At 70.4% G+C, this 20,890-nt stretch carries 19 protein-coding genes and 2 pseudogenes; 9 read left to right on the plus strand and 12 right to left on the minus strand.

Annotated elements, in window-relative coordinates; all coding sequences use genetic code 11:
- Nucleotides 1–8: 8 nt before the first annotated feature.
- From F0344_RS32765 to F0344_RS32775, 3 genes are read left to right on the plus strand one after another with little or no spacing between them, the layout of a single operon-like run.
- A complete protein-coding gene (locus F0344_RS32765; RefSeq protein WP_185302220.1) occupies nucleotides 9–3,389 on the plus strand; it encodes an adenylate/guanylate cyclase domain-containing protein in 3,381 nt (1,126 codons plus the stop codon).
- Nucleotides 3,386–4,219 carry a S8 family peptidase gene (locus F0344_RS32770; protein ID WP_185302221.1) on the plus strand — a complete coding sequence of 278 codons (834 nt, stop codon included), beginning with the start codon at nucleotides 3,386–3,388 and terminating at the stop codon, nucleotides 4,217–4,219. Before F0344_RS32765 ends, F0344_RS32770 begins: the two co-directional genes overlap by 4 nt.
- A gap of 25 nt (nucleotides 4,220–4,244) precedes the next feature.
- Nucleotides 4,245–4,829 carry a GAF domain-containing protein gene (locus F0344_RS32775; protein ID WP_185302222.1) on the plus strand — a complete coding sequence of 195 codons (585 nt, stop codon included), beginning with the start codon at nucleotides 4,245–4,247 and terminating at the stop codon, nucleotides 4,827–4,829.
- A gap of 112 nt (nucleotides 4,830–4,941) precedes the next feature.
- Here the strand turns inward: F0344_RS32775 and F0344_RS32780 are convergent, their stop codons facing one another.
- From F0344_RS32780 to F0344_RS32790, 3 genes and pseudogenes are all read right to left on the minus strand, one after another.
- Nucleotides 4,942–6,309: a CoA transferase gene (locus tag F0344_RS32780; protein ID WP_185302223.1), complete on the minus strand. Its 1,368-nt coding sequence runs from the start codon at nucleotides 6,307–6,309 to the stop codon at nucleotides 4,942–4,944.
- 114 nt (nucleotides 6,310–6,423) lie between these two features.
- Nucleotides 6,424–7,356, minus strand: coding sequence for a phosphatidylinositol-specific phospholipase C domain-containing protein (locus tag F0344_RS32785; protein ID WP_185302224.1), 933 nt, complete (start codon nucleotides 7,354–7,356; stop codon nucleotides 6,424–6,426).
- A 558-nt stretch (nucleotides 7,357–7,914) separates the two neighbouring features.
- Nucleotides 7,915–8,355, minus strand: a pseudogene (locus tag F0344_RS32790) (nucleoside monophosphate kinase); the annotation flags it as partial.
- 4 nt (nucleotides 8,356–8,359) lie between these two features.
- On the opposite strand from F0344_RS32790, the pseudogene F0344_RS36285 reads away from it, so the two are divergent.
- Together F0344_RS36285 and F0344_RS32795 are read left to right on the plus strand one after the other, a co-directional pair.
- A pseudogene (locus tag F0344_RS36285) lies at nucleotides 8,360–8,521 on the plus strand (stage II sporulation protein E); the annotation flags it as partial.
- 213 nt (nucleotides 8,522–8,734) lie between these two features.
- Nucleotides 8,735–9,391, plus strand: coding sequence for a dihydrofolate reductase family protein (locus F0344_RS32795; RefSeq protein WP_185302225.1), 657 nt, complete (start codon nucleotides 8,735–8,737; stop codon nucleotides 9,389–9,391).
- 103 nt (nucleotides 9,392–9,494) lie between these two features.
- Here the strand turns inward: F0344_RS32795 and F0344_RS32800 are convergent, their stop codons facing one another.
- Nucleotides 9,495–10,217 (minus strand): MerR family transcriptional regulator, encoded by a 723-nt coding sequence (locus tag F0344_RS32800; protein WP_185302226.1) that lies wholly within the window; start codon nucleotides 10,215–10,217, stop codon nucleotides 9,495–9,497.
- A 62-nt stretch (nucleotides 10,218–10,279) separates the two neighbouring features.
- Between F0344_RS32800 and F0344_RS32805 the strand changes: the two genes are divergently transcribed.
- A complete protein-coding gene (locus F0344_RS32805; RefSeq protein WP_185302227.1) occupies nucleotides 10,280–10,753 on the plus strand; it encodes a DUF6194 family protein in 474 nt (157 codons plus the stop codon).
- Nucleotides 10,754–10,910: 157 nt separating this feature from the next.
- Here the strand turns inward: F0344_RS32805 and F0344_RS32810 are convergent, their stop codons facing one another.
- Nucleotides 10,911–11,447 carry a hypothetical protein gene (locus tag F0344_RS32810; RefSeq protein WP_185302228.1) on the minus strand — a complete coding sequence of 179 codons (537 nt, stop codon included), beginning with the start codon at nucleotides 11,445–11,447 and terminating at the stop codon, nucleotides 10,911–10,913.
- A 342-nt stretch (nucleotides 11,448–11,789) separates the two neighbouring features.
- Between F0344_RS32810 and F0344_RS32815 the strand changes: the two genes are divergently transcribed.
- The 3 genes from F0344_RS32815 to F0344_RS32825 all read left to right on the plus strand — a co-directional run bounded on the left by F0344_RS32815 (nucleotide 11,790) and on the right by F0344_RS32825 (nucleotide 13,964).
- On the plus strand, nucleotides 11,790–11,960 hold the full coding sequence (locus F0344_RS32815) for a hypothetical protein (RefSeq protein WP_185302229.1): 171 nt from the start codon (nucleotides 11,790–11,792) through the stop codon (nucleotides 11,958–11,960).
- A gap of 143 nt (nucleotides 11,961–12,103) precedes the next feature.
- On the plus strand, nucleotides 12,104–12,421 hold the full coding sequence (locus tag F0344_RS32820; protein WP_185302230.1) for a hypothetical protein: 318 nt from the start codon (nucleotides 12,104–12,106) through the stop codon (nucleotides 12,419–12,421).
- Nucleotides 12,422–12,593: 172 nt separating this feature from the next.
- A complete protein-coding gene (locus F0344_RS32825) occupies nucleotides 12,594–13,964 on the plus strand; it encodes a DEAD/DEAH box helicase (RefSeq protein ID WP_185302231.1) in 1,371 nt (456 codons plus the stop codon).
- A gap of 111 nt (nucleotides 13,965–14,075) precedes the next feature.
- Here the strand turns inward: F0344_RS32825 and F0344_RS32830 are convergent, their stop codons facing one another.
- From F0344_RS32830 to F0344_RS32860, 7 genes are all read right to left on the minus strand, one after another.
- Nucleotides 14,076–14,873 carry an enoyl-CoA hydratase/isomerase family protein gene (locus tag F0344_RS32830; RefSeq protein WP_185302232.1) on the minus strand — a complete coding sequence of 266 codons (798 nt, stop codon included), beginning with the start codon at nucleotides 14,871–14,873 and terminating at the stop codon, nucleotides 14,076–14,078.
- On the minus strand, nucleotides 14,870–16,117 hold the full coding sequence (locus tag F0344_RS32835; protein WP_185302233.1) for a cytochrome P450: 1,248 nt from the start codon (nucleotides 16,115–16,117) through the stop codon (nucleotides 14,870–14,872). Before F0344_RS32835 ends, F0344_RS32830 begins: the two co-directional genes overlap by 4 nt.
- A 92-nt stretch (nucleotides 16,118–16,209) precedes the next feature.
- Nucleotides 16,210–17,589: a cytochrome P450 gene (locus F0344_RS32840; RefSeq protein WP_185302234.1), complete on the minus strand. Its 1,380-nt coding sequence runs from the start codon at nucleotides 17,587–17,589 to the stop codon at nucleotides 16,210–16,212.
- Between the two features lie 12 nt (nucleotides 17,590–17,601).
- Nucleotides 17,602–18,162 carry a GTP-binding protein gene (locus F0344_RS32845; protein WP_185302235.1) on the minus strand — a complete coding sequence of 187 codons (561 nt, stop codon included), beginning with the start codon at nucleotides 18,160–18,162 and terminating at the stop codon, nucleotides 17,602–17,604.
- A gap of 3 nt (nucleotides 18,163–18,165) precedes the next feature.
- The gene (locus F0344_RS32850; protein ID WP_185302236.1) at nucleotides 18,166–18,549 is read right to left on the minus strand and encodes a DUF742 domain-containing protein; all 384 of its coding nucleotides are present in this window, start codon (nucleotides 18,547–18,549) and stop codon (nucleotides 18,166–18,168) included.
- Nucleotides 18,542–19,387 carry a roadblock/LC7 domain-containing protein gene (locus tag F0344_RS32855; RefSeq protein WP_258050194.1) on the minus strand — a complete coding sequence of 282 codons (846 nt, stop codon included), beginning with the start codon at nucleotides 19,385–19,387 and terminating at the stop codon, nucleotides 18,542–18,544. Before F0344_RS32855 ends, F0344_RS32850 begins: the two co-directional genes overlap by 8 nt.
- Entirely contained in the window at nucleotides 19,384–20,568 is a 1,185-nt protein-coding gene (locus F0344_RS32860) for an ATP-binding protein (protein WP_185302237.1), read from the minus strand. Before F0344_RS32860 ends, F0344_RS32855 begins: the two co-directional genes overlap by 4 nt.
- Nucleotides 20,569–20,890 lie beyond the last annotated feature (322 nt).

Below are 20,890 nucleotides of genomic sequence, written 5' to 3' on the forward strand. Positions count from 1 at the left end.
AGGAACCCATGCCCTGCGCCTCGTGCCGGAGCGCACTGCCGCCCGACGCCCGTTTCTGCCCCTCCTGCGGCAGCCCGTGCACCCCCGGGCCGGTCACGGTCAAGCCGACCGGCCGCAAGGTGGTGACTGTCCTCTTCTGCGACCTGGTGGGCTCCACAGCCCTCTCCGGCGCTCTGGACGCGGAGACCCTGCGCTCGGTGACGCTCCGCTGGTTCGATCTGATGCGACTGAGGATCGAGGAGCAGGGCGGCACGGTGGAGAAGTTCATCGGGGACGCCGTGATGGCGGTGTTCGGTGTGCCGGCCGTGCGGGAGGACGACGCCCGCCGGGCGGTCGCCGCCGCCCTCGCCATGCGGACAGCGCTCGCCGGGCTCAACGCCCGGCTGGAGGAAGCCGTCGGCGTACGGCTGGAGATGCGCATCGGCATCAACACCGGTCAGGCTGTCACGGGTTCGGCCACCCTGCGGCAGGCCATGGTCTCGGGCGAAGTCGTCAACGTCGCCGCGCGCCTGGAACAGAACGCCGCCGCCGGGAGCATACTCGTCGGACCCGGCACCGTGGCAGCCGCCGGGCCGGGCGTCCGGACGACGGAGACCGGCCCCCTGCTGCTCAAGGGCAAGAGCGACCGGGTCGCCGCCCACATCGTGCTCGGTCTGGACGAGGAGGACGGGCCCGAGGCCCTGCGCCGCTTCGATCTCGGATTCGTCGGACGCGGTGCCGAACTCGCACTCATCGACGAGGCCCTGAACCGTGTCGTTCGCACCCGACGGGCCGGTCGCCTGGTCGTCGGCGGAGAGGCGGGCCAGGGCAAGACCAGACTCGTGCGCGAGTGGCTCCACCGGGCCACGGGCACCGCCACCGGCCCGCGCCCCGGCGTCGGGCGCTGCCGGGCTCGGGGCGAACAGCCCAGCCTCGGACCACTCGCCGACGCCGTGGCCCACCTGCTGAGGACCGGCGTCACGCCCGTACCGTCGTCCGAACTGGAGCTGCTCCACAGGGGCCTGCTCCTGGACGGGACACCCAACCCGTCGCCGGCGGACACCTATGCCGCGCTCGCCAAGGTCCTCGCCGAGCTGTCCGGGACGCGCCCAGTCGTGCTGGTGATCGACGACTGCCACTGGGCGGCGCAGCCGCTCTTCGACGCCCTCGACCGGTTGCTGGGCGCCCTCACCGGCGCGGCCGTTCTGATCGTCCTGCTCACCCGCCCGCAGCTGTTCGACGCACGACCCGAACTGGCCCTGGGCGCCGTACCGCTCGAAGGGCTCTCGGACGCCGACGCGCAGCTGCTCGCGGCCGAACTGACGGGCGGCACCGCGCACGGCGAGCCGCTCGCCCCCCGGGTCCTGGCCCGGGTGGGTGGAAACCCGCTGCATCTGGAGCAGCTGCTGGTCGCGGGGGCCCCCGTCGGCGCGGACAGCGTCCCCCTCCCGCTCCAGGCTCTGATCGGCGCCCGGATCGACGCCCTCGAAGCGCCCGAACACAGGGCCCTGGGCCTGGCGTCCGTCCTGGGCGGTGACTTCACCGCCGAGGGGATCGCGGCGCTCGCCGGACCTCCCGCGGGGGTGTGGGACGGGACCGGGCTGAGGGCCACGCTGCACCGGCTGGTGCGGCACCGCCTGATCAGACCGGACGGCGGGGCGTTCCGATTCGCCGGAGGGCTGATCCAGGAGGTCGTCTACGCCTGCCAGTCCAAGCAGGACAGGGCCGACCGGCACGAACGGGCGGCGCGCCTGGAATCGGTCCGTGAGCGGGGGAGTGCGGCGGTCGGGGCCCACCTGGAACAGGCGTACCGCTACCGGGTCGAGCTGGGCGCGCAGGACGCGCACACCGACACCCTGCGCCGACGCGCCGCGGACGCGCTCTCCGAGGCGGGGCGGCTGGCGCTGGCGCACGCCGACCCCGTATGGGCCGCCGACCTGTTGTCCAGGGCCACGGCCCGGTATGCGGCGGGCGAGCCGGGTCGTACGGCGGCACGTCGGCGGCTCGGCCAGACACTTATGGACCTGGGGCGCGGCGCGGAGGGCAGGGCGCTGCTCGAAGAGGTACTGGCCGAGGCTCCGGCCGACGGCGGGGCCATGGTGGAGGCCGCGCACGCACGCCTCGCCCTGGCCTCCGTCGGTCGGTCTTCCGGCAAGGGGGCTGCGGGCAAGGGGGCTTCGGGCGTACGGCCTTCGGGAACGGGATCGGCGGGACCGGGTCCTCTCGGAACAGAATCCGCGGGCACCGGGGCTGCCGCGCCGAGTTCTCCCGCCCCGAGCCCTGCCGCCCCGAGCCCTGCCGCCCCGAGCCCTGCCGGAACGGGTTGTACGGCGACAGCCCCCACAGCCCCCACAGGCACCGGCCGGTCGCCCCGAGCGGGGTTCGGGACAAGGGACGAGTCACCTGCCGAAGCCGCAGGCGCCACGCTGCCGGTCTTCGCGGCGGCCGGCGACGACCTCGGCCAGGCCAGGGCCTGCCTCCGGCTCGCCCAGCGCGCACAGGAACAGGGCAGGCACCGTACGGCAAAGGGGCTGCTCACCCGCGCACTGGACCACGCGACACGCGCCGACGCCGAACCCGAACGGGCCGCCGCGCTCGGGGCGACGGGCGTCTCGCTCTGGCGAGGCCCGCAACCCGTCGGGGATGCCGTGGCCCGCTGCCACGAGCTCCTCGCCGATCAGGGGGCCGGCCGCCGGGCCGTCCGGCTGACGCTCAACTGCCCGCTCGCAGTGCTGCTGGCCCTCCAGGACGACCCTGACGGGGCTCTGGCCTGCCTCGCGGAGGCGGAGACACTGGCGAAGAGGCTCGGCTACGCCGAAGCCGGCGCCTTCCTGCCGATCTTCACCGCGACCGTGGCCGACCTGGCCGGCCGCCGGGAGGAGGCCCTGCTGAACCTGGACCGGGCAGCGGCCGCCGCACGGGAACTGGGCGCCACGGCGCTGCTGCGCAGCGCCCTGCTCGACACCGCCCGGATCCGGCTGGACTTCGGTGACCTGCGTACCGCGTGCGACGTCCTGACCGAACTGGACGGAGACCGGGGCGAACCGGCCCGCCCGCGCGCCGAGTCGGCCGACCTCGACGGGCTGCGCGCCCGGGTGGCCGCTGCGCGGGGGCGGGCGGACACGGCCACCCGGCTGGCAGCCCGCGCGCTCGCCACCGCCGCCCGTACCGACTCGCCCATCGTCCAGGGCCTCGCCGCCCTCGACCTCGCCCGCACCGCCCTCGCCCTGGGGCGGCCGGATGACGCGGCGGAGGCGGCGGCACGCGCACGTCGGCACTTCGCGGCCAAGGGGCATCTCCCCGCCGTACGCAAGGCAGAGGCCGTGACCTCTCGCTGCGTCGGCCGGCCGCCGGGGCACGGCGCTGTCGCCGGACGAGTCACCGGAACCGGCGAGGAGGCACCCGAATGACCACCAGCGGGCGACAGACGCCCGGCCTCACCTGGGGCCTGCGGGGAAAGGGCCCCGCGGACGTGCCGGTGGAGGCGGACGATCCGCCGGACGGGACCGAGGGCGGGCTCCTCGGCGGCACCGGCCGTGGCATACGCGTCTGCGTGGTCGACTCGGGTGTCGAACGGGACCACCCCATGGTCGGCCCCGTCGCCCAGTCGTGGCGCGTCTTCAAGGACGATGACGAGGTCCGTGTCGAGGAGACGGCCGAAGGAGATTCCTGCGGTCACGGCACCGCCTGCGCCGGAATCATCCGCCGCATCGCTCCGGACTGCGAGCTGTCCAGTGTCCGGGTGCTCGGAGAACGGTTCTCCGGCAGCGGGGACGTCCTGCTCGAGGGGATCCGGTGGGCCGTGCGCCAGCGGTTCGACGTGGTCAACCTCAGCCTGTCCACCAGCCGCGACCGCTTCGTGGAGGAACTGCGCCGACTGGCCGACGAGGCGTACTTCCAGCAGACCGTGATCGTCGCGTCGGCGCACAACACGCACGTGGAGAGTTTCCCCTGGCGCTTCTCCTCGGTCATCTCGGTCGGCAGCCACCAGGAGGACGACCCGGACCTCCACCTCTACAACCCGGAGCCCCCCGTGGAGTTCTTCGCCCCCGGCCAGGGTGTTCAGGTGGCGTGGCTCGGTGGCACGTCGATCCGCAGCTCCGGCAACAGTTACGCCACCCCGCTCATCGCGGGCCTCTGCGCGCGGATCCTGTCGAGCCGCCCCCGGCTGACACCGTTTCAGCTGAAGAACGCCCTGTATCTGTCCGCAGCCAACGTCCGTGTCCACGGCCGCCGGTAACGCCCGGCGCCGGAAGGGAACCCCCATGGCTCAGACGACCACCCCCGCCGTGCCCCCAGCACCCTGGCCGGATCCGGCCAGGGCAGAGCTCCTGCAGTCGGTGGTGGACACCGCGCGCGCCATCTTCGGAGCCCAGGCGAGCTCCATCCTGCTCCTGGAGGCAGCAGCCGACGAACTCGTCTTCGAAGCCGTCTCCGGACAGGGCCAGGACTTCCTGGTGGGCCGCCGGTTTCCGGCAGGCCGGGGAATCGCGGGGTGGGTCGCCGCCTCGGGGGAGCCGATGGTGGTCGACGACCTCCATGACAGTAGGTCCTTCGACAGGGACATCGCGCGGTCCACGGGCTTCGTCCCGAACGCGCTGATGGCCGCCCCCCTCGTCCATGGGGACCGGGTCCTCGGGGTCCTGGAGGTGCTCGACCCGTCCCCGCAGGCACGGTCCAGCCTGTCGGAGCTCGACCTGCTGAGCCTCTTCGCACGTCAGGCCGCCGTCGCGCTGAACGTCCTCGCCGTCCACGCGCGACGCCGGCCGGCCCCGGATGCCGTCGGCGGCTCCTCGCGCACCGAGCTCCTGCGCCTCCTCTCGGAAGCCCGCCGCCTCATCGACGAGTGAGCGAGGAGGGTTCCGGCAGCCATGTCGTGAGGGTTCGTCACGCCCGGGATCGAAGCGTCGGGATGCCCCAGCCGCGTTCGATGGGTCGACGGCGTGCCCCTTTCGCCTTTGTTCAGGACCAGTTCGGAAGGTCCGTGCCCCACTGGGTCGGTGCACGGTTCCAGTTCGCGGGCGCGCCCTCGTAGTGGACCGGGGGCAGGGCATGGCGCAGCAGCCCGTACGGCGATTCGGTCTCGGTGAGCCAGGACCCCGGGTCGTAGGTGCCGGCCCCGCCGTGGGTGGGGGTGGGGCGGATATCGTGCAGCAGCCAGGAGGCCGTGCCGGCCAGGGAGAGGCGAAGGTGGCGCCCGCCGCCGGTGGCCTGGCGGTCGCTCAGCGCACGTAGGACGGCGGCGGCGAGAAGATAGCCGGTTCCGTGGTCCAGCGCTTGTGCGGGCAGTACACCGGGGCGGCCGTCGGCGGTGGCCTCGATCGCGGAGATCCCGGTACCGGCCTGGACCAGGCTGTCGAAGCCACGGCGCTCGGCCCAGGGGCCGGACCGGCCCCAAGCGCTCAGTTGGGCGACGACCAGGCCGGGGTACCCGGCCAGGAGCGCGTCGGGGTTCAGACCGTGCCTGTCCAGCGCACCGGGACGGTAGCCGGTCACCACGACGTCCGCCTGGCTGAGGAGGCCTTCGAAGGCCTGCCGGTCGCCAGGGCCGGTGAGATCCAGCAGCGTGGAGCGTTTGCCCATGCCGGTGTCGGCGTGAGCATCGGCGTCCTCGGGCAGCTGCGGGGCGTCCACGCGCAGCACGTCGGCGCCCAGGAGCGCCAGTGTGCGTGTGCCGACGGGGCCGGCGATGACGCGGGTCAGGTCCAGGACCCGCACTCCTTGGGCCGGCGCGGATGCGGGCGCCAGCAGCCGGGGGCTGTTCCGCCCCACGTCCCGCGTCTCCACCAGGGCCGGCCCGGCCGCAGCGGGTGCGGAAGCCACGGCCACGGCGAGGCCGCCTGCCGCGTAGACGGCCTCCTGTACCTCCCGGGCCGGACGCGATGCCAGCTCCCTGGCGAGCACGCCGACCAGTGCCTGGTCCTGTCCGGTGTCCGTGATGCCCAGGGCGCCGAGCAGCCGGGCTCGGTGGTGCGGGTAGTTGGCATGGGTGCGCACCCATCCGTCGGCCGCCTGCCAGAACCCGGACAGGGCGGCGAAGGACGTCGAGGCCCGGCCGTCCATCCGCAGGTGCCGTTCACTGACGAACGCGGTTGCCACCGCCGCCTCACTCACCCGCACCGCGGGCACCGGTCCCCCGTTGCGCAGCGCCAGCAGTTCCGCCGCCGCCAGCGAGGCTCCTCCCACGCAGGCCCGCGCCAGCTCCCTCACCGGCAAGCGTGACGGCAGAACAGCGCCCGCTCCCTCGAAGGACACGTTCCGGACCAGGTCGCTCCGGCCCCCCAGAGCGGCCCAGACATGTGCGGTGGCTGCATCCTCGGTGTACGTCATCCGCTCATTGTGCGATATACCCAGGGTGCCGATACCGACGGCCGTCGAGCTGCAACGACTGACACAGCCCTGCTACTGCGCGTCAGCGGGCCGGTGGCGGGGGCCGCCTCCGGGTCACCGGCCGACGAAGTTCTTGGCGATCAGGAGTTGCAGGACGTTGTCGTGGAAGTCGATGAAGTCCATCGGGACGATCCCGAAGTGGATGGCCTCGTACCTGCGGGCGTCCAGGTACTCGAAGACGCGCGGCATGATGGCCGCCGCGTTCAGCTTGGGCCACGTCCCGCCCGCGTAGCTAGTGAAGTTCGTGTACATCTGCGCGGCGTTCTGGTTGTAGTAGGCCTGGTCGAACCACTCGATGACCTTGCCCGCCTTGGCGGTTGTGCCGATGCCCTCGTAGATGTCCTGCGTCCGGAAGAAGTCGTTGGACCCGCTCGACCACTGGATCACGTTCCAGGAGTTGCCGAAGTCGGCGGCGAGTACGACTCGGCCTCGGGCCTCTCCGATCGTGGGCCACGACGGGTTGGTCCAGAAGAGGCTCCGGTACCCCATCGTGTCCATGTAGTGATTGAAGCGGCGCATGAACTCCACGGCTTCGAGCTTCTGGCCGCCCTTGTACTCGTTCTTGACCCGCATGACGATCACTTCACTCGGGTTCGCGCGGAGGAAGGAGCGGCAGCGGTCCAGCACGTCCTGGAAGCGGATGTACTGGTAGTTGTCGCCGTGGTAGATCCCGAACTCGTCCGGGGCTCCCTGGAGACCGTTGCAGCGGATGTCGAGGAAGCGCACACCTCTCTCCATCTGCCCGGTGATGTCGTAGTTCTGGGTGTGGGACCACTCCGTGCCGTGGGCAGGGTTGATGCAGCAGGAGTCGTGGGTGCCGGGGATCGTCAGGCGTGTCAGCGGCGTGCCGTAGGGCAGGCTGCCCATCCAGTTCCTGGCACTCCAGGATGCGGCGACAGCGGAACCGCCCAGCGCGGTGGCGGCGACCAGGCCACCGCTTCCGACTGCCGCTCCCCACTTCAGGACATCTCGACGTGTGGCGCTCATGCGTACGCTCCAGGTGCTCGCAGGGGGACGTGCAGGGTGGCTCGCAGCGGCGCTCATGCGCGCTGATACGCCATCAATTCCCTTACGGGGAGCGCCTACTCACGTTCCAGCCTTCGACACCGGTCGCTCCACTCTCGCGCGCTCACGTTCCAGTCAACGCCTTCGGTTCAAGGCCGTTCTGGTCCACTGCCCTGAACTGGACGCCCTCACCAGCCACGTCCGCTTCCTCGGTCAGATGCGCACCGAGCGCCAGAGCGAACGGCCGCCGCAGTGGCTGATACCGTCCGGCGCGACGATCTCCCCGGCCTCCACACGCTCGCCGCAGGCATCGACCGCGACCGCCAAGCAGTCATCGCCGGCCTCATCCGGCCCTGGAGCTCAGGCGTCGTGGTCAGGGGGCCGGAGAACGAGGGGCCCCCGCTCCGGGGAAAGGGGCCGTGGGCACGAGGGTGCGAGGCGGTCAGGCCGCAGTCAGCCTGTCCCTCGGCGGAAGGGATTGCAGCTCTCGTCGGCGGCCGTGGGGGACGCAGCTCCGTGCCTTCCTCGGCAGGGGAGGCGTCAGTTCGACGCGCCGGAGGCATCGGCCTGGGTTTGACCGATCGCGACCAGGGCGCGGTCCAGGACCTCCTGGACTTGGCCGAGGGCTGAGATCGTGGTCACCAGGCCCTGGTCCTGATAGTGGTCGACGACCGGCGCCGTCTCGCTGTGATAGACCTTCAGTCGCTTACGAACAGTCGCCTCGCGATCGTCATCGCGTCGGTACAGCTCTCCGCCGCAGACGTCGCAGGCTCCTGCCACTTCAGGCGGGCTGTGGTCGACGTGGAAGATGTGTTCGCGGTCCCTGACGCATAGCCGTCGTCCGGCGATCCGGTTGACCACCGCGATTTCCGGAATCTCCAGGTCGAGCACGGCATCCAGCCTCGACCCCGAGTCGGCCAGGATGCCGTCCAGCGCCTCCGCCTGGGCAAGGTTGCGGGGGAAACCGTCCAGGAGGAATCCGCGCCTGCCGGTGCCGGAAACCCTGCGCAGACTGCGTCGGCGCATCCTCGATCACCAACACGGGAAGCTGAACGACGACGCCACTGTCCTGATCCTCGAATGGCACGGGCCCACTCCCTTCCCCCTGAGAGAAGTCGAAGCGCTCGTCGGTCTTCCGGAGCCTTAGCGCCCCGACCGTGGCGCCGGCGGCAACGTCCACGGGCGGAGGCGTCCCCACCACAGGAGCCTGCGCGGACCTCGCGGACCTCGCGGACCTCCCTCGCGGACCTCGCGGACCGGGATACCGGCCGGCTTCGTTTCCGGCCGGTCACGGACCCAGCGATGAGTTTTCCCGGCTCGGCAAGTCTCACCACCGTTGTCGACAAGTCTGGAGAAGCGCGTGGCTCAGCTACTGAGAGTTCAGAATTTCACCGTCTCGAGTGACGGGATCGGCGCCGGGGAGGATCAGACCCTCGAGAGGCCGTTCGGTCATGTCGAACCGGAAAGGCTGTTCGCATGGGCCGGCGCCACGGCCAGCTGGCCCATGCGCACAGACCCCGGGGGGAGCCGGGGCCTCGACGACTACCTCACGCGGGACTACGCACGGAACATCGGCGCCGAGATCATGGGCCGCAACAAGTTCGGGCCCCAGCGCGGGCCCTGGCAAGACCATGAGTGGCAGGGCTGGTGGGGTGACGAGCCCCCTTTCCGCACCCCGGTGTTCGTCATGACCCACCACACGCGTCCGTCGATCGCGCTTTCCGACACCACGTTCCACTTCGTCGACGTTGACCCGGCCACGGTCCTCAGGCAGGCCCGGGAGGCGGCGCAGGGCAAGGACGTCCGACTCGGCGGCGGGGTTACCACCATCCGGCAGTTTCTCGACGCCGGCCTCGTCGACACCATGCATGTGGCGGTCTCGCCCGTGAAGCTCGGGTCCGGACTACGGCTCTGGGAGTCCCCCGACGAGTTGCTCGACCAGTTCCACCTGGAGGTCGTTCCCAGCCCGAGCGGGGTGACGCACCACCTGTTCTGGCGAAAGCAGCCGTCGGGGTAGCCCGGCCGGCTGCCGCCCTCGATTCCGTCGTGCAGGATCAACAGCCCCGAACGGGCACCCCCGATCCGGCCGCTGACGGGCGGCGGACCTGGTCCTCAGAGCATCACGTCCGAGCCTCGGCGGCGAGTGCGGCGCTCAGTGCGGCGGTTGCGTCGAAGAGGGCGTGGGAGCGGGCAGTGATGTCGGCGTCCCTGACCGCCAGTGCGGCGCGGACGTCTCCCGATCCGTGCCCGTGTCGCAGGGCCGGCATCAGGGACCGGATCGGGCCGACACGGTACCCAGCGCTGCGTAGCTGGTGGACGATCCGGGCATCCCGCGCCTGGGCCGGCGAGTACCGCCGCGTTTCCCGCGGGGGGACCCGGTCGGGGACGGCCAGTCCTTCGGCGTCCCAGTGCCGCAACGCCGATGCGCGCACTCCGAGGGCGACGGCGAGTTCGCAGACGCTCATCGAGTCCGATGGACGTACGTCTTCGACCGACTCGGCAGAGATCACCTCGACGGCCTCTTGAGCGAGCTTGAGGTCCGTACGCTCCCGGTCGAGCCGGGCATGCGCCGCGTCGAGAAGGGCAAGTACCTCCGGGACCGGGCGCTGATGCAGGGCACGGACGATCCGCCTGGCCTCGACAGGTCCTGCTCCGACCGCGAGGGCTCGGTAGGCCAGAGCGGAATGCAGATGCCTCTCCCCGTAGATCCGGTAGCCCGCAGCTGTGCGCGCTACCGGCGGGAGCACACCGTCGCGCTCAAGGTTGCGCACCTGCTGGACGGAGTACCCGGCACGTAGGGCGACATCGACCGTGCGCAGGGCCGACGACTTGAGGGTTGGCACCGGCGGCTCCTCTGTTTCCGGATCAAAGTCTCCACAAGCACCTTAATGAAACGCTTGAGTACATGACCATCGAAGAGATCATCAACCATGTGGCGGACCTCGATGGAGTCCTGGCCGTCAGGCCGGGTCCCGGAGACGGCTCACCAGAGGTCAGCTGGGGGGACACGTTCTTCTACTACGCTCCCGACGGCGTCGTACCGACAACGGCCCAGCCGTTCGCGACGATCGTGGTGAAGAACTACCCGGGCGATGAGCGATCGCGCCTGGAGCGCCCGGACACGTTCCGCGTCAACATCGCCGCGGGGACGCAAGCCTTCGTCGACTGGATCGGCCACCCGCCGCGCGAACCGGCCGTCGACGGCGACCCGAGCGTCACCGATGCTGTGATGGCGCACCCTGTCTACGGCTCCCTGGGCTGGCTCGCGGTGGTGAACCCGGGCCGGCGGACGGGGGCGGCGACCCGCGAACTGCTCCGCGACGCCTACCGCCTCGCGCGTGCGCGCCATGAGCGACGTACCGGGTCAACGACGGGCTGACCGGGATTGCCGGGGAGGCCGTGGATGCGTCCACCCGACTCGGACCGGCATGTGCCGCCGCCACCGCGACGCCGGCGACTCCTCAGCGGCGACGCTCGACCGGCAACGCGCTCACGCCGGTCTCCGCGTACACGGTCCGGCCCCCATGGGCAGCGCGTCAGTCCTCGTCCGCGCTGGACAGAGCGTCGGTGATCAGGCGGGTGGCGAAGTCGGGGTCGTCGGTGATGCGGTTGATGTGCTCAGCGAGCAGGAAGGCGGTGGCCTCCAAGGGGTTCATCTCCTCGTCGGTCCAGTCTCCGTACTGCTTGCGCCACAGGTTGGGACTCAGGCCGGTACCCGCGGCGACGACCAGGCCGGCCATGGTGGGGATGGCCTCGGGGCGGATGCTCCGTGGCATCTTGCGCATCGTCGCCACGAGGTTGGGCACCACGTACTCGATGACGTCCTTGTCGTGTGCGTCGTGGGCCTTCCGCAGCCAGGTCATGAACATGAAGATGAGCGTGCACGTGCCGTCCAGTACGTCATCGACTCCCTCGGGGCCCAGGGACGCGGCGAACTGGTCGGACAGGGCCTGCTCTTCGGGGTCGGTCCCGGTCCTGCCGTCGTGGATGCTCCTGAGCCGGGAGTCGATCATCAGGAGGGCGGCGTCCACATCACCGACGGAAGCGTGCTGGGGGTCGCAGGGCGATGACACAGGAATCCTCCTCAGACGGCTGCGAGGAGCAGCACGGCACGTCCGTACAGTAGACGGCCGCTGAGACGGACTTGGATGGCTTTTCACCTTGATGGTTACGGCGCGGTGACTGGGTGCCCGCAGCGGTCCCACACGGTCGACGCGGTCCGAGGCCGGTGGCCACCGGCGACCCCCTCGCAGACTGCAGCCGGGGAACTGCCCCCCTGTGATCCGCGACGAGCCGGCCCGTATCGTCCAGCAGCGCGCCCACGCGCGCGCCCACACCGGCTGAATCCTGGCATCCGGGCCCCAAGAGGCCGCGGCCGGGCTGCGCCGGGGAGGTCGGCATGGTCGCATCGGGGGATGGAGCGATCACACGTCAGTGAGATGACAGCGGAGCTGCGGCGCGCGGCCCGACTGGCCGTCGTCAGACATGCCACCGATCCGGCCGACCTCGCGGAGCTCCTGGAGATACTCGACCTGCGCTGCGAGGCCGACGGAACCTGTGCCGACGAGGACCGGCACCCCGCCTGAGCGGTGTGCGGCCGCCGGGCGCCACCTGGCGGTCGTACGGCGGCGCCACGCCGACCGGAGACGCCGAGCCCGTGCCGGGGACGACGGTGACCGGGCGGGGCGGAATGCGGCCCTGCGTGGTCCGTCGCTTCTAGGCTCAGGGCGTGACGGAGAACGAGATCAAGCTCAAGGCCATCGCAGCACTGACGGCTCTGCGGGGCGGGGTCGATGAAGGCCTCGTGACCGACCTGCTCGGCGAAGTGACGCCCGGGCAGTTCGCCGTGCCGGTGGGGGCAAGCGCGGAAGAAGTCGGGCTGGCGGTGCTCACCCAGCTGTCCGAGCCGCTGAGCGCGCTGGTCAACGGTTTCATCATCGCCTTCGAGACGCTTGCCGAGGCCTACGACCAGGCGGTCGCCGAGCCGGGAACCGAGCTGATCCTCCAGGAGCTGGCGCTTCGCCTGGCCCGGGACAGCTTCGAGTGAGAGCGTCCCGAGCCGGGATGCGCGCTGTCGCACCGTCGCGGGGAACTCCGACGGCCGGAATGTGCCCGGGCAGGCGCTGGTAAACTGGGGTCACGCTTCGAAACCGTTGGGGCCCGTACCGAGGGGTACGGGCCTCGGCGCGTTCCGGGCCCCAGACCGAGGAAGGTTCCCCATGAACGCGAAGCCGCCGGCCCCGGAGGGCGAACTCACGACGCCGAAGACGGTGGCCACGGGCCTGCCGCCGGTGGATTCCTTCGACGCACTCGGGCTGCCCCCGGAGCTCACGAGGACGATGACCGGCCTCGGAGTGACGGAGCCCTTCCCGATCCAGGCCGCGACCCTGCCCAACGCGCTGGCCGGCCGTGACGTCCTCGGCCGTGCGCGGACCGGCTCCGGCAAGACACTCGCGTTCGGGCTCGCGCTGCTCGCCCGGACGGCGGGCATGCGAGCCGAGTCCAAGCGGCCGCTAGCCCTGGTCCTGGTGCCGACCCGGGAACTCGCGCAGCAGGTGAGCGACGCGCTCGCGCCGTACGCGCAGGTCCTGAACGTGCGACTGGCGACGGTGGTCGGCGGACTGGCGATCAACCGGCAGGCGGCGCTGCTGCGTACCGGGGCCGAAGTCGTCGTCGCGACGCCGGGGCGGCTGGCCGACCTCGTATCGCGCCGGGCCTGCGATCTGCAGCAGGTGCGGATCACGGTGCTGGACGAGGCGGATCAGATGTGCGACCTGGGGTTCCTGCCGCAGGTCTCGGAAATCCTGGACCAGGTCCGCTCCGACGGTCAGCGGCTGTTGTTCTCGGCCACGCTCGACCGCAACGTCGACCAGCTGGTGCAGAAGTACCTGCACGAGCCGGTGCTCGCCTCGCTCGACCGCGTGGCGGGCTCCGTCGCCACGATGGAACACCATGTTCTGAACGTTCACGCCGCCGACAAGTACGCGACCGCGACCGAAATCGCCGCGCGCGACGGCCGGGTCCTGATGTTCCTGGACACCAAGGCCGGCGTGGACCAGTTCACCCGCCACCTGCGGGCCAGTGGTGTACGGGCTGCCGCCCTGCACAGTGGGAAGTCACAGCCGCAGCGCACGCATACGCTCGCCCAGTTCAAGGACGGCGAGATCACCGTGCTGGTGGCCACCAACGTCGCGGCGCGCGGTATTCACATCGACGCGCTCGACCTCGTCGTCAACGTCGACCCGCCGGCCGACGCGAAGGACTACCTGCACCGTGGCGGGCGTACGGCTCGCGCGGGGGAGTCCGGGAACGTGGTCACGCTGGTCACCCCGAACCAGCGGCGGGACGTGAACCGGATCATGACCGACGCCCGGATCCGGCCGACGGTCACGCAGGTGCGCTCCGGCGAGGAGAAGCTGACCGCCATCACCGGGGCGAAGCGCCCGCCGATCCAGGGCAAGGGCAGCGGCAACGTCGCCTTCCGAGGCATGGGTACTCGTCCGGGCCGCCCCAAGGAGACCCGTAAGACGGCGGACGCCCGCAAGGCGGCGGAAGCACGCGCGGCGGCCCGGGTGCGCAAGGGCCGCTGACCCGTACGCACGGTCCGGAGCGGGGCGGGGGCGGCCCGTTCCCGGCAGGTACGCCGCCACGCCCCCGTGAGACCTTGGCGGACGCGGATCTCACGGGGCGTGGCGGCTGTCTCACCCGGTGCCGGCTCCGACCGGTCTGCGGGGCTGACTGATCTGGGCCGCCAGCAGGTGGGAGTCGAGCAGGGAGACGTCGGCCGTACGGTCCGCCCGCGCGTAGCCGGCCAGCATGCGTTTGGTCAGGACGAGGGCCTCGGGCGAGCGCCGGACGAGGGGCCGCGTCCAGGCGTGGACGACCTCGTCCAGCCGGTCGAGCGGGGCGGTTCTGTGGAGCAGGCCGAGCCGGTGGGCGGCGGCCGCGTCGAACACCTCGCAGGTGAGCATGAGTTCGCGGATACGGGCCGCGCCGGCCTCGGAGACCAGTCGGCCCATCGCTCCTCCCCAGGCGGGTGGAAGCCCGATGCCGAGTTCCGGCATACGGAAGCGGCAGGTGTCGGCACCCGCGCGCAGATCGCAGAACGAGGCCAGTGCGAGCCCCGCGCCGATCACCCGGCCGTGGAGGCGGGCGATGGTGACCGCGTGGGTGTTCTCCAGTGCCTGGCACAGGCGGTGGGCCTTGTCCGCGATGCGCCGCAGCCCGGCCCCGGTCGGGTCCGCGACGAGCGAGGCCTCGTACTCGGTGCGGTCGGCCCCCAGGCAGAAGTCCGTGCCCAGGGACGACAGGGTCAGGATGCGGATGTCCGGGCGTTCATGGAGATCATCGAGCAGGAGCAGGAGATCGTCGAGGACGGCGATGCCCAGTGTGTCGTCCTGGCCCCACGGGTTGAGGCGGACATGGAGTACAGGGCCGTCCTGCTCGACGCCTATCGTCTTGCCGGAGGGGCTGTCGAGGGGAGCGGTGGATTCGGTCATGCGACAGCGACATCCAGGTTCAGCAGGCGCCGGAACGCCACGCGGGGCGCCATCGTCGGGCGGCGTACGAGAGTGAGGCGGGGGAGGCGCCGGATGAGTCCGCGAAGGAGGATCTGGGCCTCCAGGCGGGCCAGTGGTGCGCCGAGGCAGTAGTGGATGCCTCCGCTGAAGGCCAGGTGGGCGGGCTTGCGCAGCGGGTCGAACCGGTGGGGGTCGACGTGCTTGGCCGGGTCCCGGTGGGCCGCGCCCACCATGAGGTGGACCATCTCGTCCTTGCGTATCTCCAGTCCGCCCAGGACGCAGTCCTCGCCGGCGATCCTGCTGATGACATGCGTGGGCGGGTCGTAGCGCAACGTTTCTTCTATGAATGCCGGCACCAGATCCGGGTGGTCGGCGACCATGTCCCAGCGTTCGGGGCTCTCGACCAGCAGGAGAGTCATGGTGGTGAGCAGTGTCGACGTGGTCTCCAGAGCGGCCAGGAGGACGAACAGGACCAGGAAGTAGACCGCCTCGTCGGCTGCGTCCCGGTCGGGCTCCAAGGCGTCCCACGTCTCGATCCAGCGGGACACGGGGTCCTCACCGGGGTGCGCGCGCCGGTCACTCACCAGGGCCATGAAGTAGGCCCGCAGTTCGGCGGTGGCCGCGTCCGATCCGGCCAGCTGGCTCGCCGACGGCAGCAGTTCCTGCGTGAAGACCTGATCATGGGTCAGCTGCCGCAGACGGGGCCAGTCGGCCGAGGGTATCCCGAGCCAGTCGCCGATGGTGGCGACCGGCAGTTCGTCACCCACCAGGGACACGAAGTCCGCCTCCCCCTCGCGCAACCGCTCCGCCAGGGAATCCAGGAGCTGATCGGTCGCCCGGGTCACGGTCTGGCCGATCCGCTCCACGGCGGCTCGGTCGAACGTGCCGGCCGCCCGGCGCACCCGTGTGTGGTCCGGCGGATTGAGCGCGGCCAGCGTGTTGCTCATCTCCCGGGAGGAGGAGGCGTTCCAGCGTGTGCCCGACCCCTGGCGTTCACGCCACCGCTTGTCCGGTTCGAGCCAGTCACGGCTGCGCAGCACCTGATCGCAGAGGGCGAAGCTGGTCACGAGAGTGCCGCCCCAGGGGGCGAGGCTGACATCGCCCCTCGATAGCAGCTCCTCGTAGATCGGAAAGGGATCGGCCTGCCCCCTCGCCGTCCGAAGACGAGAGAAGAGGGAGGCGGACGCCCTGCGGTCAAACGACGGAGTCGTGATAACTCCCATGTGGCGGCTCCTTTCTGAGAACCAGCCGCCATGCATACCCACAAGATCGTTGAAACATCCGCTAACACAGAGGTCTCAGGAGGTAACTTGAATCACTCCCCTCTCGTCCAGGCCAGGAAGCGGCTGAACATGCCTCCCTTGTGCTGCGGTGCAGCCGAGCCCGTGGCTCCGGGCGGCCGGGCGGCTGAACGCTGATCGCCGGGCATCGGCTGCTGGGATGCCGGTGCCTGCGGACGGGCGGGCTCCGTGGCGGCCGACGACCCCGGCCTCGGGGTGAAGCGGACCGGAAGGGTCACCAGCGAGCGGCTCCACGGCGTCGGTGCCCAGGCGAGCGTTTTGAACGGAACACGCATCTCGATGTCGGGCAGCCGGTTGAGGAGTGTCTCGACGGCGGTGACCGCGATCATGAACGCCGGGTCCTTGGCGGGGCAGGCGTGTGGGCCCGCACCGAAGGCCAGGTGCGCCTTTGCACTGAGCTGTTGGCGGTGCTCCGTCAGCTTCGGATCGGTGTTGGCCGCGGCGAAGGAGACCAGCACCGGGTCGTTGGCACGGAGCAGCCTGCCTGCCAGCTCGACATCGTGAGTCGGATAGTGAGCCGCGTAGTTGGCGATCGGTGCGTAGTTCCACAGCGTCTGGGCGATCGCGTCCTCGACCGGCAGTCCGGACTGCCATTCCTCGCCGAGGTACAGCGCACTGCTGGTCCCGATCGCGGCGGTCAGAGGAGCGGTGCCGCCGGAGAGAAGTGTCACCAGCTGGTGCAGCACCTCCTCGTCACTCAGCTGTGCCGCGTGCTCCATGAGACGTGTCGTCAGGTCCGCCGCCGGGCGCCGCCGCTTGAGAGCGATCAGCTCGGTGAGCGCACCGCCCAGTACCTCGTCGGAGCCGGGAGTCCCCTCGAAGATGCCGCTGATCCCGGCGATCACGCGGTCACCGATCTCAGGCGGGCAGCCGAACAGATCGCTGAACACCAGAAGCGGCAGCGGCTGGGCGTACTCCGCCATCAGCTCCGCCTGACCGCGGGGCTCGGAACTGAAGCGGCTGATCAGGTAGTCGGCGGACTGCTGGGTCTGCCTGATGAGCTGGAGCTCGTTGACCGTGGAGAGGCTGTCCGTGACCGCCTGGCGTAGGCGCGCATGGGCCGCACCGTCACTGAACAGCGCGTTGGGGCGGTAGCTCATCATCGGCAGGGCCGGGCTGTCCGCAGGGACGCGCCCGTCGTTCAGCGCGTTCCAGCGACGGGAGTCGCGCACGAAGGACGCGGGGTTCTGCAGGACGTACAGGGCGGCGTCGTAACTGGTGATCAGCTCCACCTGGACATCCGGGGCGATGTCCACCGCCGAGCTCGGCCCCGACGCACGCAGATGCGCGTAGTGCCCGTCGGGGTCGGCGCCGAACGAGGGGCCGTACAGCTGGACATTCCCGTGCGCGGGGCATCCGGGGGGTATCTCCTGCGCGTCGAACGGCTGTTGCATACCGGCGCTCTCCTAGCCGAGTTGGGACATGAGATGAGTGACGAGGGTGATGAGCGCCTGCGCCGAGGTGTTCTCGTCGCGTACGTCGCACCTCACGACGGGGGTGTCGTCCGTCAGGTTCAGCGCCTCACGGACTTCGTCGAGGGGGTAGTCCGTGGTGCCCTCGAAGTGGTTGACACCGATGGCGTACGTCAGGCCGAAGGTCTCGACCAGGTCCAGGACGGGGAAGGACTCGTGCAGCCGCTCGGGGTCGACGAGGACCAGCGCGCCGAGGGCGCCCTTGGACAGTTCCTCCCACATCTCCTTGAAGCGCTCCTGGCCGGGCGTTCCGAAGAGGTAGAGGACGAGCGTGTCACTGAGGGTGAGCCGGCCGAAGTCCATGGCCACGGTGGTGGTCTTCTTGTGAGGCGTGCCCGACAGATCGTCGAAGCCCTCGCTGGCCTCCGTGATCTCCTCTTCGGTCCGCAGAGGCTCGATCTCGGAGAGACTGCCGATGCAGGTGGTCTTGCCGACCCCGAAGTGCCCCACTATGAGGATCTTCACCGCATGGGAGACGTCTGGATCCAGGTACACGCGTTACGCTCCGAATCGATTCTTCAGGCCTTCGAGTACGGCGCTGACCAGTTCTCTGTCGACATGCTCGGCGCGCGGTATCGGCCTTCTCACGAGGATGAGGCTGTCGTCCTCCAACTGCGCCAGCAGGATGCGCACGATGCCCAGCGGCAGGTGCGTGTGGCCGGCCACCTCGGCCACGGACAGGAAGCCGTCGGCGACCAGGTCCATGACCTGACCCGCTTCCGGGGACAGCGTGCGCGCCGCGGCCGAGGCGTCCTGTGCCGCCATGACGAGCGTGGTGTGCTCGTACTCGTGATCCGGGGGCAGAGCACGTCCGTTCGTGATGACGAAGAGGGGAACTAACGGGGTCGTGAGTTCCAGTTCCTGCTCGGGTTCGTCAGGCATGGCCTGCCCCCTCTCCTGGTCCTGCCGGTGTGGTCAGCTTCGGGATCACTTCGTGCAGACGCGTGGTGAACTCCTCGATGTCGCAGTCGTGCTCGGCGGCGGCGGCCAGGAAGGCCCCGGTACCGGCCGCGATCAGGAAGATCCAGCCGTGCTGGAACTCGATGACCGTCTGCCGCCACTCGGCGCCCTCCAGTACACCCGCGAACTGCGAGGTGACCCTGCTGTAGGCGTGGATGCCCGTCATGGCAGCGGAGATCGTGTCCGCCAGGTCCCGGTTCAGTCCACTGGTCGCCCCGCGGGGCAGGCCGTCGGCCCCCAGCAGTACGGCGTGACGGGCGCCCCGCACATCGGCGATCACCTGGTCGAGGTCGGCGAGTACGAACCCGGAGGAGCCGGCGTTCTCACGCCGGGGAGGGCCGGAGGCGCGCGTACCGGCGTCCTCCTCGGTGTTCACGCGCGGCGGTGAGGTGAGGTTGTTGCCCAGCCGGGCGACGAGGCGGTGCATACGGAAGGAGATCTGCTGCATGTCCACATCGGGCGCAGCGGCGGCGGCCAGATAGGCACCCTGCCCCGCGCCGATCAGAAAGCTCCACCCGTGGGAGAACTCGATGATCGTCTGGTTCCACTGCCGGTCCTCCTCGGGGCCGGCGAAGTGCGCCGTGGCCCGGCTGAGCGACTGCATCCCGGCCATGGCGGCGGAGATGGTACGCACCTCCTTCTCGGCGAGGCCCTCCGTGGCCCCACGAGGAAGGCCGTCCGCGGACAGCAGGACGGCGTGCCGTGCCCGGGGCACGTTGTGCACGATGTCCTCGAGCATCCACGACAGGTCGGTGGTCATGCGTCTTCGGACCCTTCGAACGACGTGGCATCAAGATTGCGGCCGGAGAGCGTGCCGCGCTGAAAAGCACCCAGGCTGCGTCCGGAGGCGCGGCCCGTGCCCTCGGGAGCCCGGAGTACCGACGGGGCGGCGTCGGGATCGGGCACGCTCGCGATGGGCGCCTGACGTGCTCCGCGCTTCGGCAGCCCGTGCGTCGTGCGCGTCGGCGCGGTCTGCGGCCGCCCTTCGGCCCGCCGGATACTGCTGACGGGGGCCTCCTGGGCCGGTGGCGTCTCCTCCATGGTCCACAGCTCCTCGGGCAGCAGGACGACGGCCCGGACGCCGCCGTACCGGGAGACTCCGGTGACGTCCACCTTGAAGCCGTACTGACGCGCGATCAGACCGATCACCGGGAAGCCGAACTTCGGCTGGTTGCCGAGCCGCGACAGCCGGGACACCACGTCGCCGGACAGCAGCTCGGTCGCCCGCTGCCGGTCCTCGTCGTTCATGCTGACACCGGCGTCGTCGATGACGATGCACAGATTGTTCTGGACCCGCTGGAACGTCACCTCGATCGGTGCGTCCTGCTGGGAGAAGCTGGCAGCGTTGTCAAGCAGCTCTGCCACGGCGAGGGCCACGGGCGCGACCGCGGACGCCTTCAGGGCAAGACCGGTCTGCTGCATGATGGCGACCCGGTTGAAGTTGCGGATCTGCCCCTGGGCGCTGCGCACCACGTCGTACACGCTGGCGGGCCTGTTGCGGCGGCCGAGCGGCGCGCCGCACATGACCGCGATGCCCTGCGCCTTGCGCGCCATCTGGGCGTTGGCGTGGTTGACCTCCAGCAGGTCGCTCAGCACCGCGTGGCCGCCGTACTTCCGCTGGATGCCGTCCAGCAGCATCGTCTGCTCGGCCGCGAGGCTCTGCAGGAAGCTGGCGGCACCCTTGAGGACCGCCTTGGTGTTCTCCTCGGCCGCTTCCTTGGCCTCCAGGAGCGTCCTGTCCTGCTCGCTCCGGAACCTCTGCAACTCGGCTCGGGAGACATGCAGTTGGCTGTCCGATATGTGGAGTTGGCCCCTCAGCTCCGCCTCGTTCTGTTGCTTCTTCGCCCCTAGAGCTCTGTTGCGGGCGGCGAGTGCCACGGCGGCGACGACGGCTGTCGCCGCCACCGCGACCAAGCACCACACAAGTGCATCTCGAATCATGGAAACCTTTCCCGGGCGCATGGCAGGCGGACGGCGGCGGATGCACCTCGTGAGGACCCCCGCGATACAGCCGCTCGGCACTGCCCAGCCGCCGTTGCGCGGAGTGCAGGCCGCAGATCGCAGAACAGCATCTGCATCCAGTGGATCAAGATCACAGATGCCCGGATGCTATCACCGGAATCTCTCGTTCAATCAAGGTGGCTCCGGCCTCGAACCGGATCAACACACCCTGTTTGCAGGCGTGTTGAGCAGCGCGTTCGGCACCACGACGCCCCGGCCCCGGGTCTCCCGCGACCCGGCCCCCGGAGTCGTGCGGAGGTCT

This window comes from Streptomyces finlayi (assembly GCF_014216315.1).
GTDB classification, from domain to species: Bacteria; Actinomycetota; Actinomycetes; order Streptomycetales; family Streptomycetaceae; genus Streptomyces; species Streptomyces finlayi_A.

Excerpts from the sequence above, each read along its gene's own strand:
- F0344_RS32765 (WP_185302220.1), top strand. The coding sequence starts at position 9 with ATGCCCTGCGCCTCGTGCCGGAGCGCACTGCCGCCCGACGCCCGTTTC.
- F0344_RS32770 (WP_185302221.1), top strand. The coding sequence starts at position 3,386 with ATGACCACCAGCGGGCGACAGACGCCCGGCCTCACCTGGGGCCTGCGG.
- F0344_RS32775 (WP_185302222.1), top strand. The coding sequence starts at position 4,245 with ATGGCTCAGACGACCACCCCCGCCGTGCCCCCAGCACCCTGGCCGGAT.
- F0344_RS32780 (WP_185302223.1), bottom strand. The coding sequence starts at position 6,309 with ATGACGTACACCGAGGATGCAGCCACCGCACATGTCTGGGCCGCTCTG.
- F0344_RS32785 (WP_185302224.1), bottom strand. The coding sequence starts at position 7,356 with ATGAGCGCCACACGTCGAGATGTCCTGAAGTGGGGAGCGGCAGTCGGA.
- F0344_RS32805 (WP_185302227.1), top strand. The coding sequence starts at position 10,280 with ATGACCATCGAAGAGATCATCAACCATGTGGCGGACCTCGATGGAGTC.
- F0344_RS32815 (WP_185302229.1), top strand. The coding sequence starts at position 11,790 with ATGGAGCGATCACACGTCAGTGAGATGACAGCGGAGCTGCGGCGCGCG.
- F0344_RS32825 (WP_185302231.1), top strand. The coding sequence starts at position 12,594 with ATGAACGCGAAGCCGCCGGCCCCGGAGGGCGAACTCACGACGCCGAAG.
- F0344_RS32830 (WP_185302232.1), bottom strand. The coding sequence starts at position 14,873 with ATGACCGAATCCACCGCTCCCCTCGACAGCCCCTCCGGCAAGACGATA.
- F0344_RS32835 (WP_185302233.1), bottom strand. The coding sequence starts at position 16,117 with ATGGGAGTTATCACGACTCCGTCGTTTGACCGCAGGGCGTCCGCCTCC.
- F0344_RS32840 (WP_185302234.1), bottom strand. The coding sequence starts at position 17,589 with ATGCAACAGCCGTTCGACGCGCAGGAGATACCCCCCGGATGCCCCGCG.
- F0344_RS32850 (WP_185302236.1), bottom strand. The coding sequence starts at position 18,549 with ATGCCTGACGAACCCGAGCAGGAACTGGAACTCACGACCCCGTTAGTT.
- F0344_RS32855 (WP_258050194.1), bottom strand. The coding sequence starts at position 19,387 with ATGACCACCGACCTGTCGTGGATGCTCGAGGACATCGTGCACAACGTG.
- F0344_RS32860 (WP_185302237.1), bottom strand. The coding sequence starts at position 20,568 with ATGATTCGAGATGCACTTGTGTGGTGCTTGGTCGCGGTGGCGGCGACA.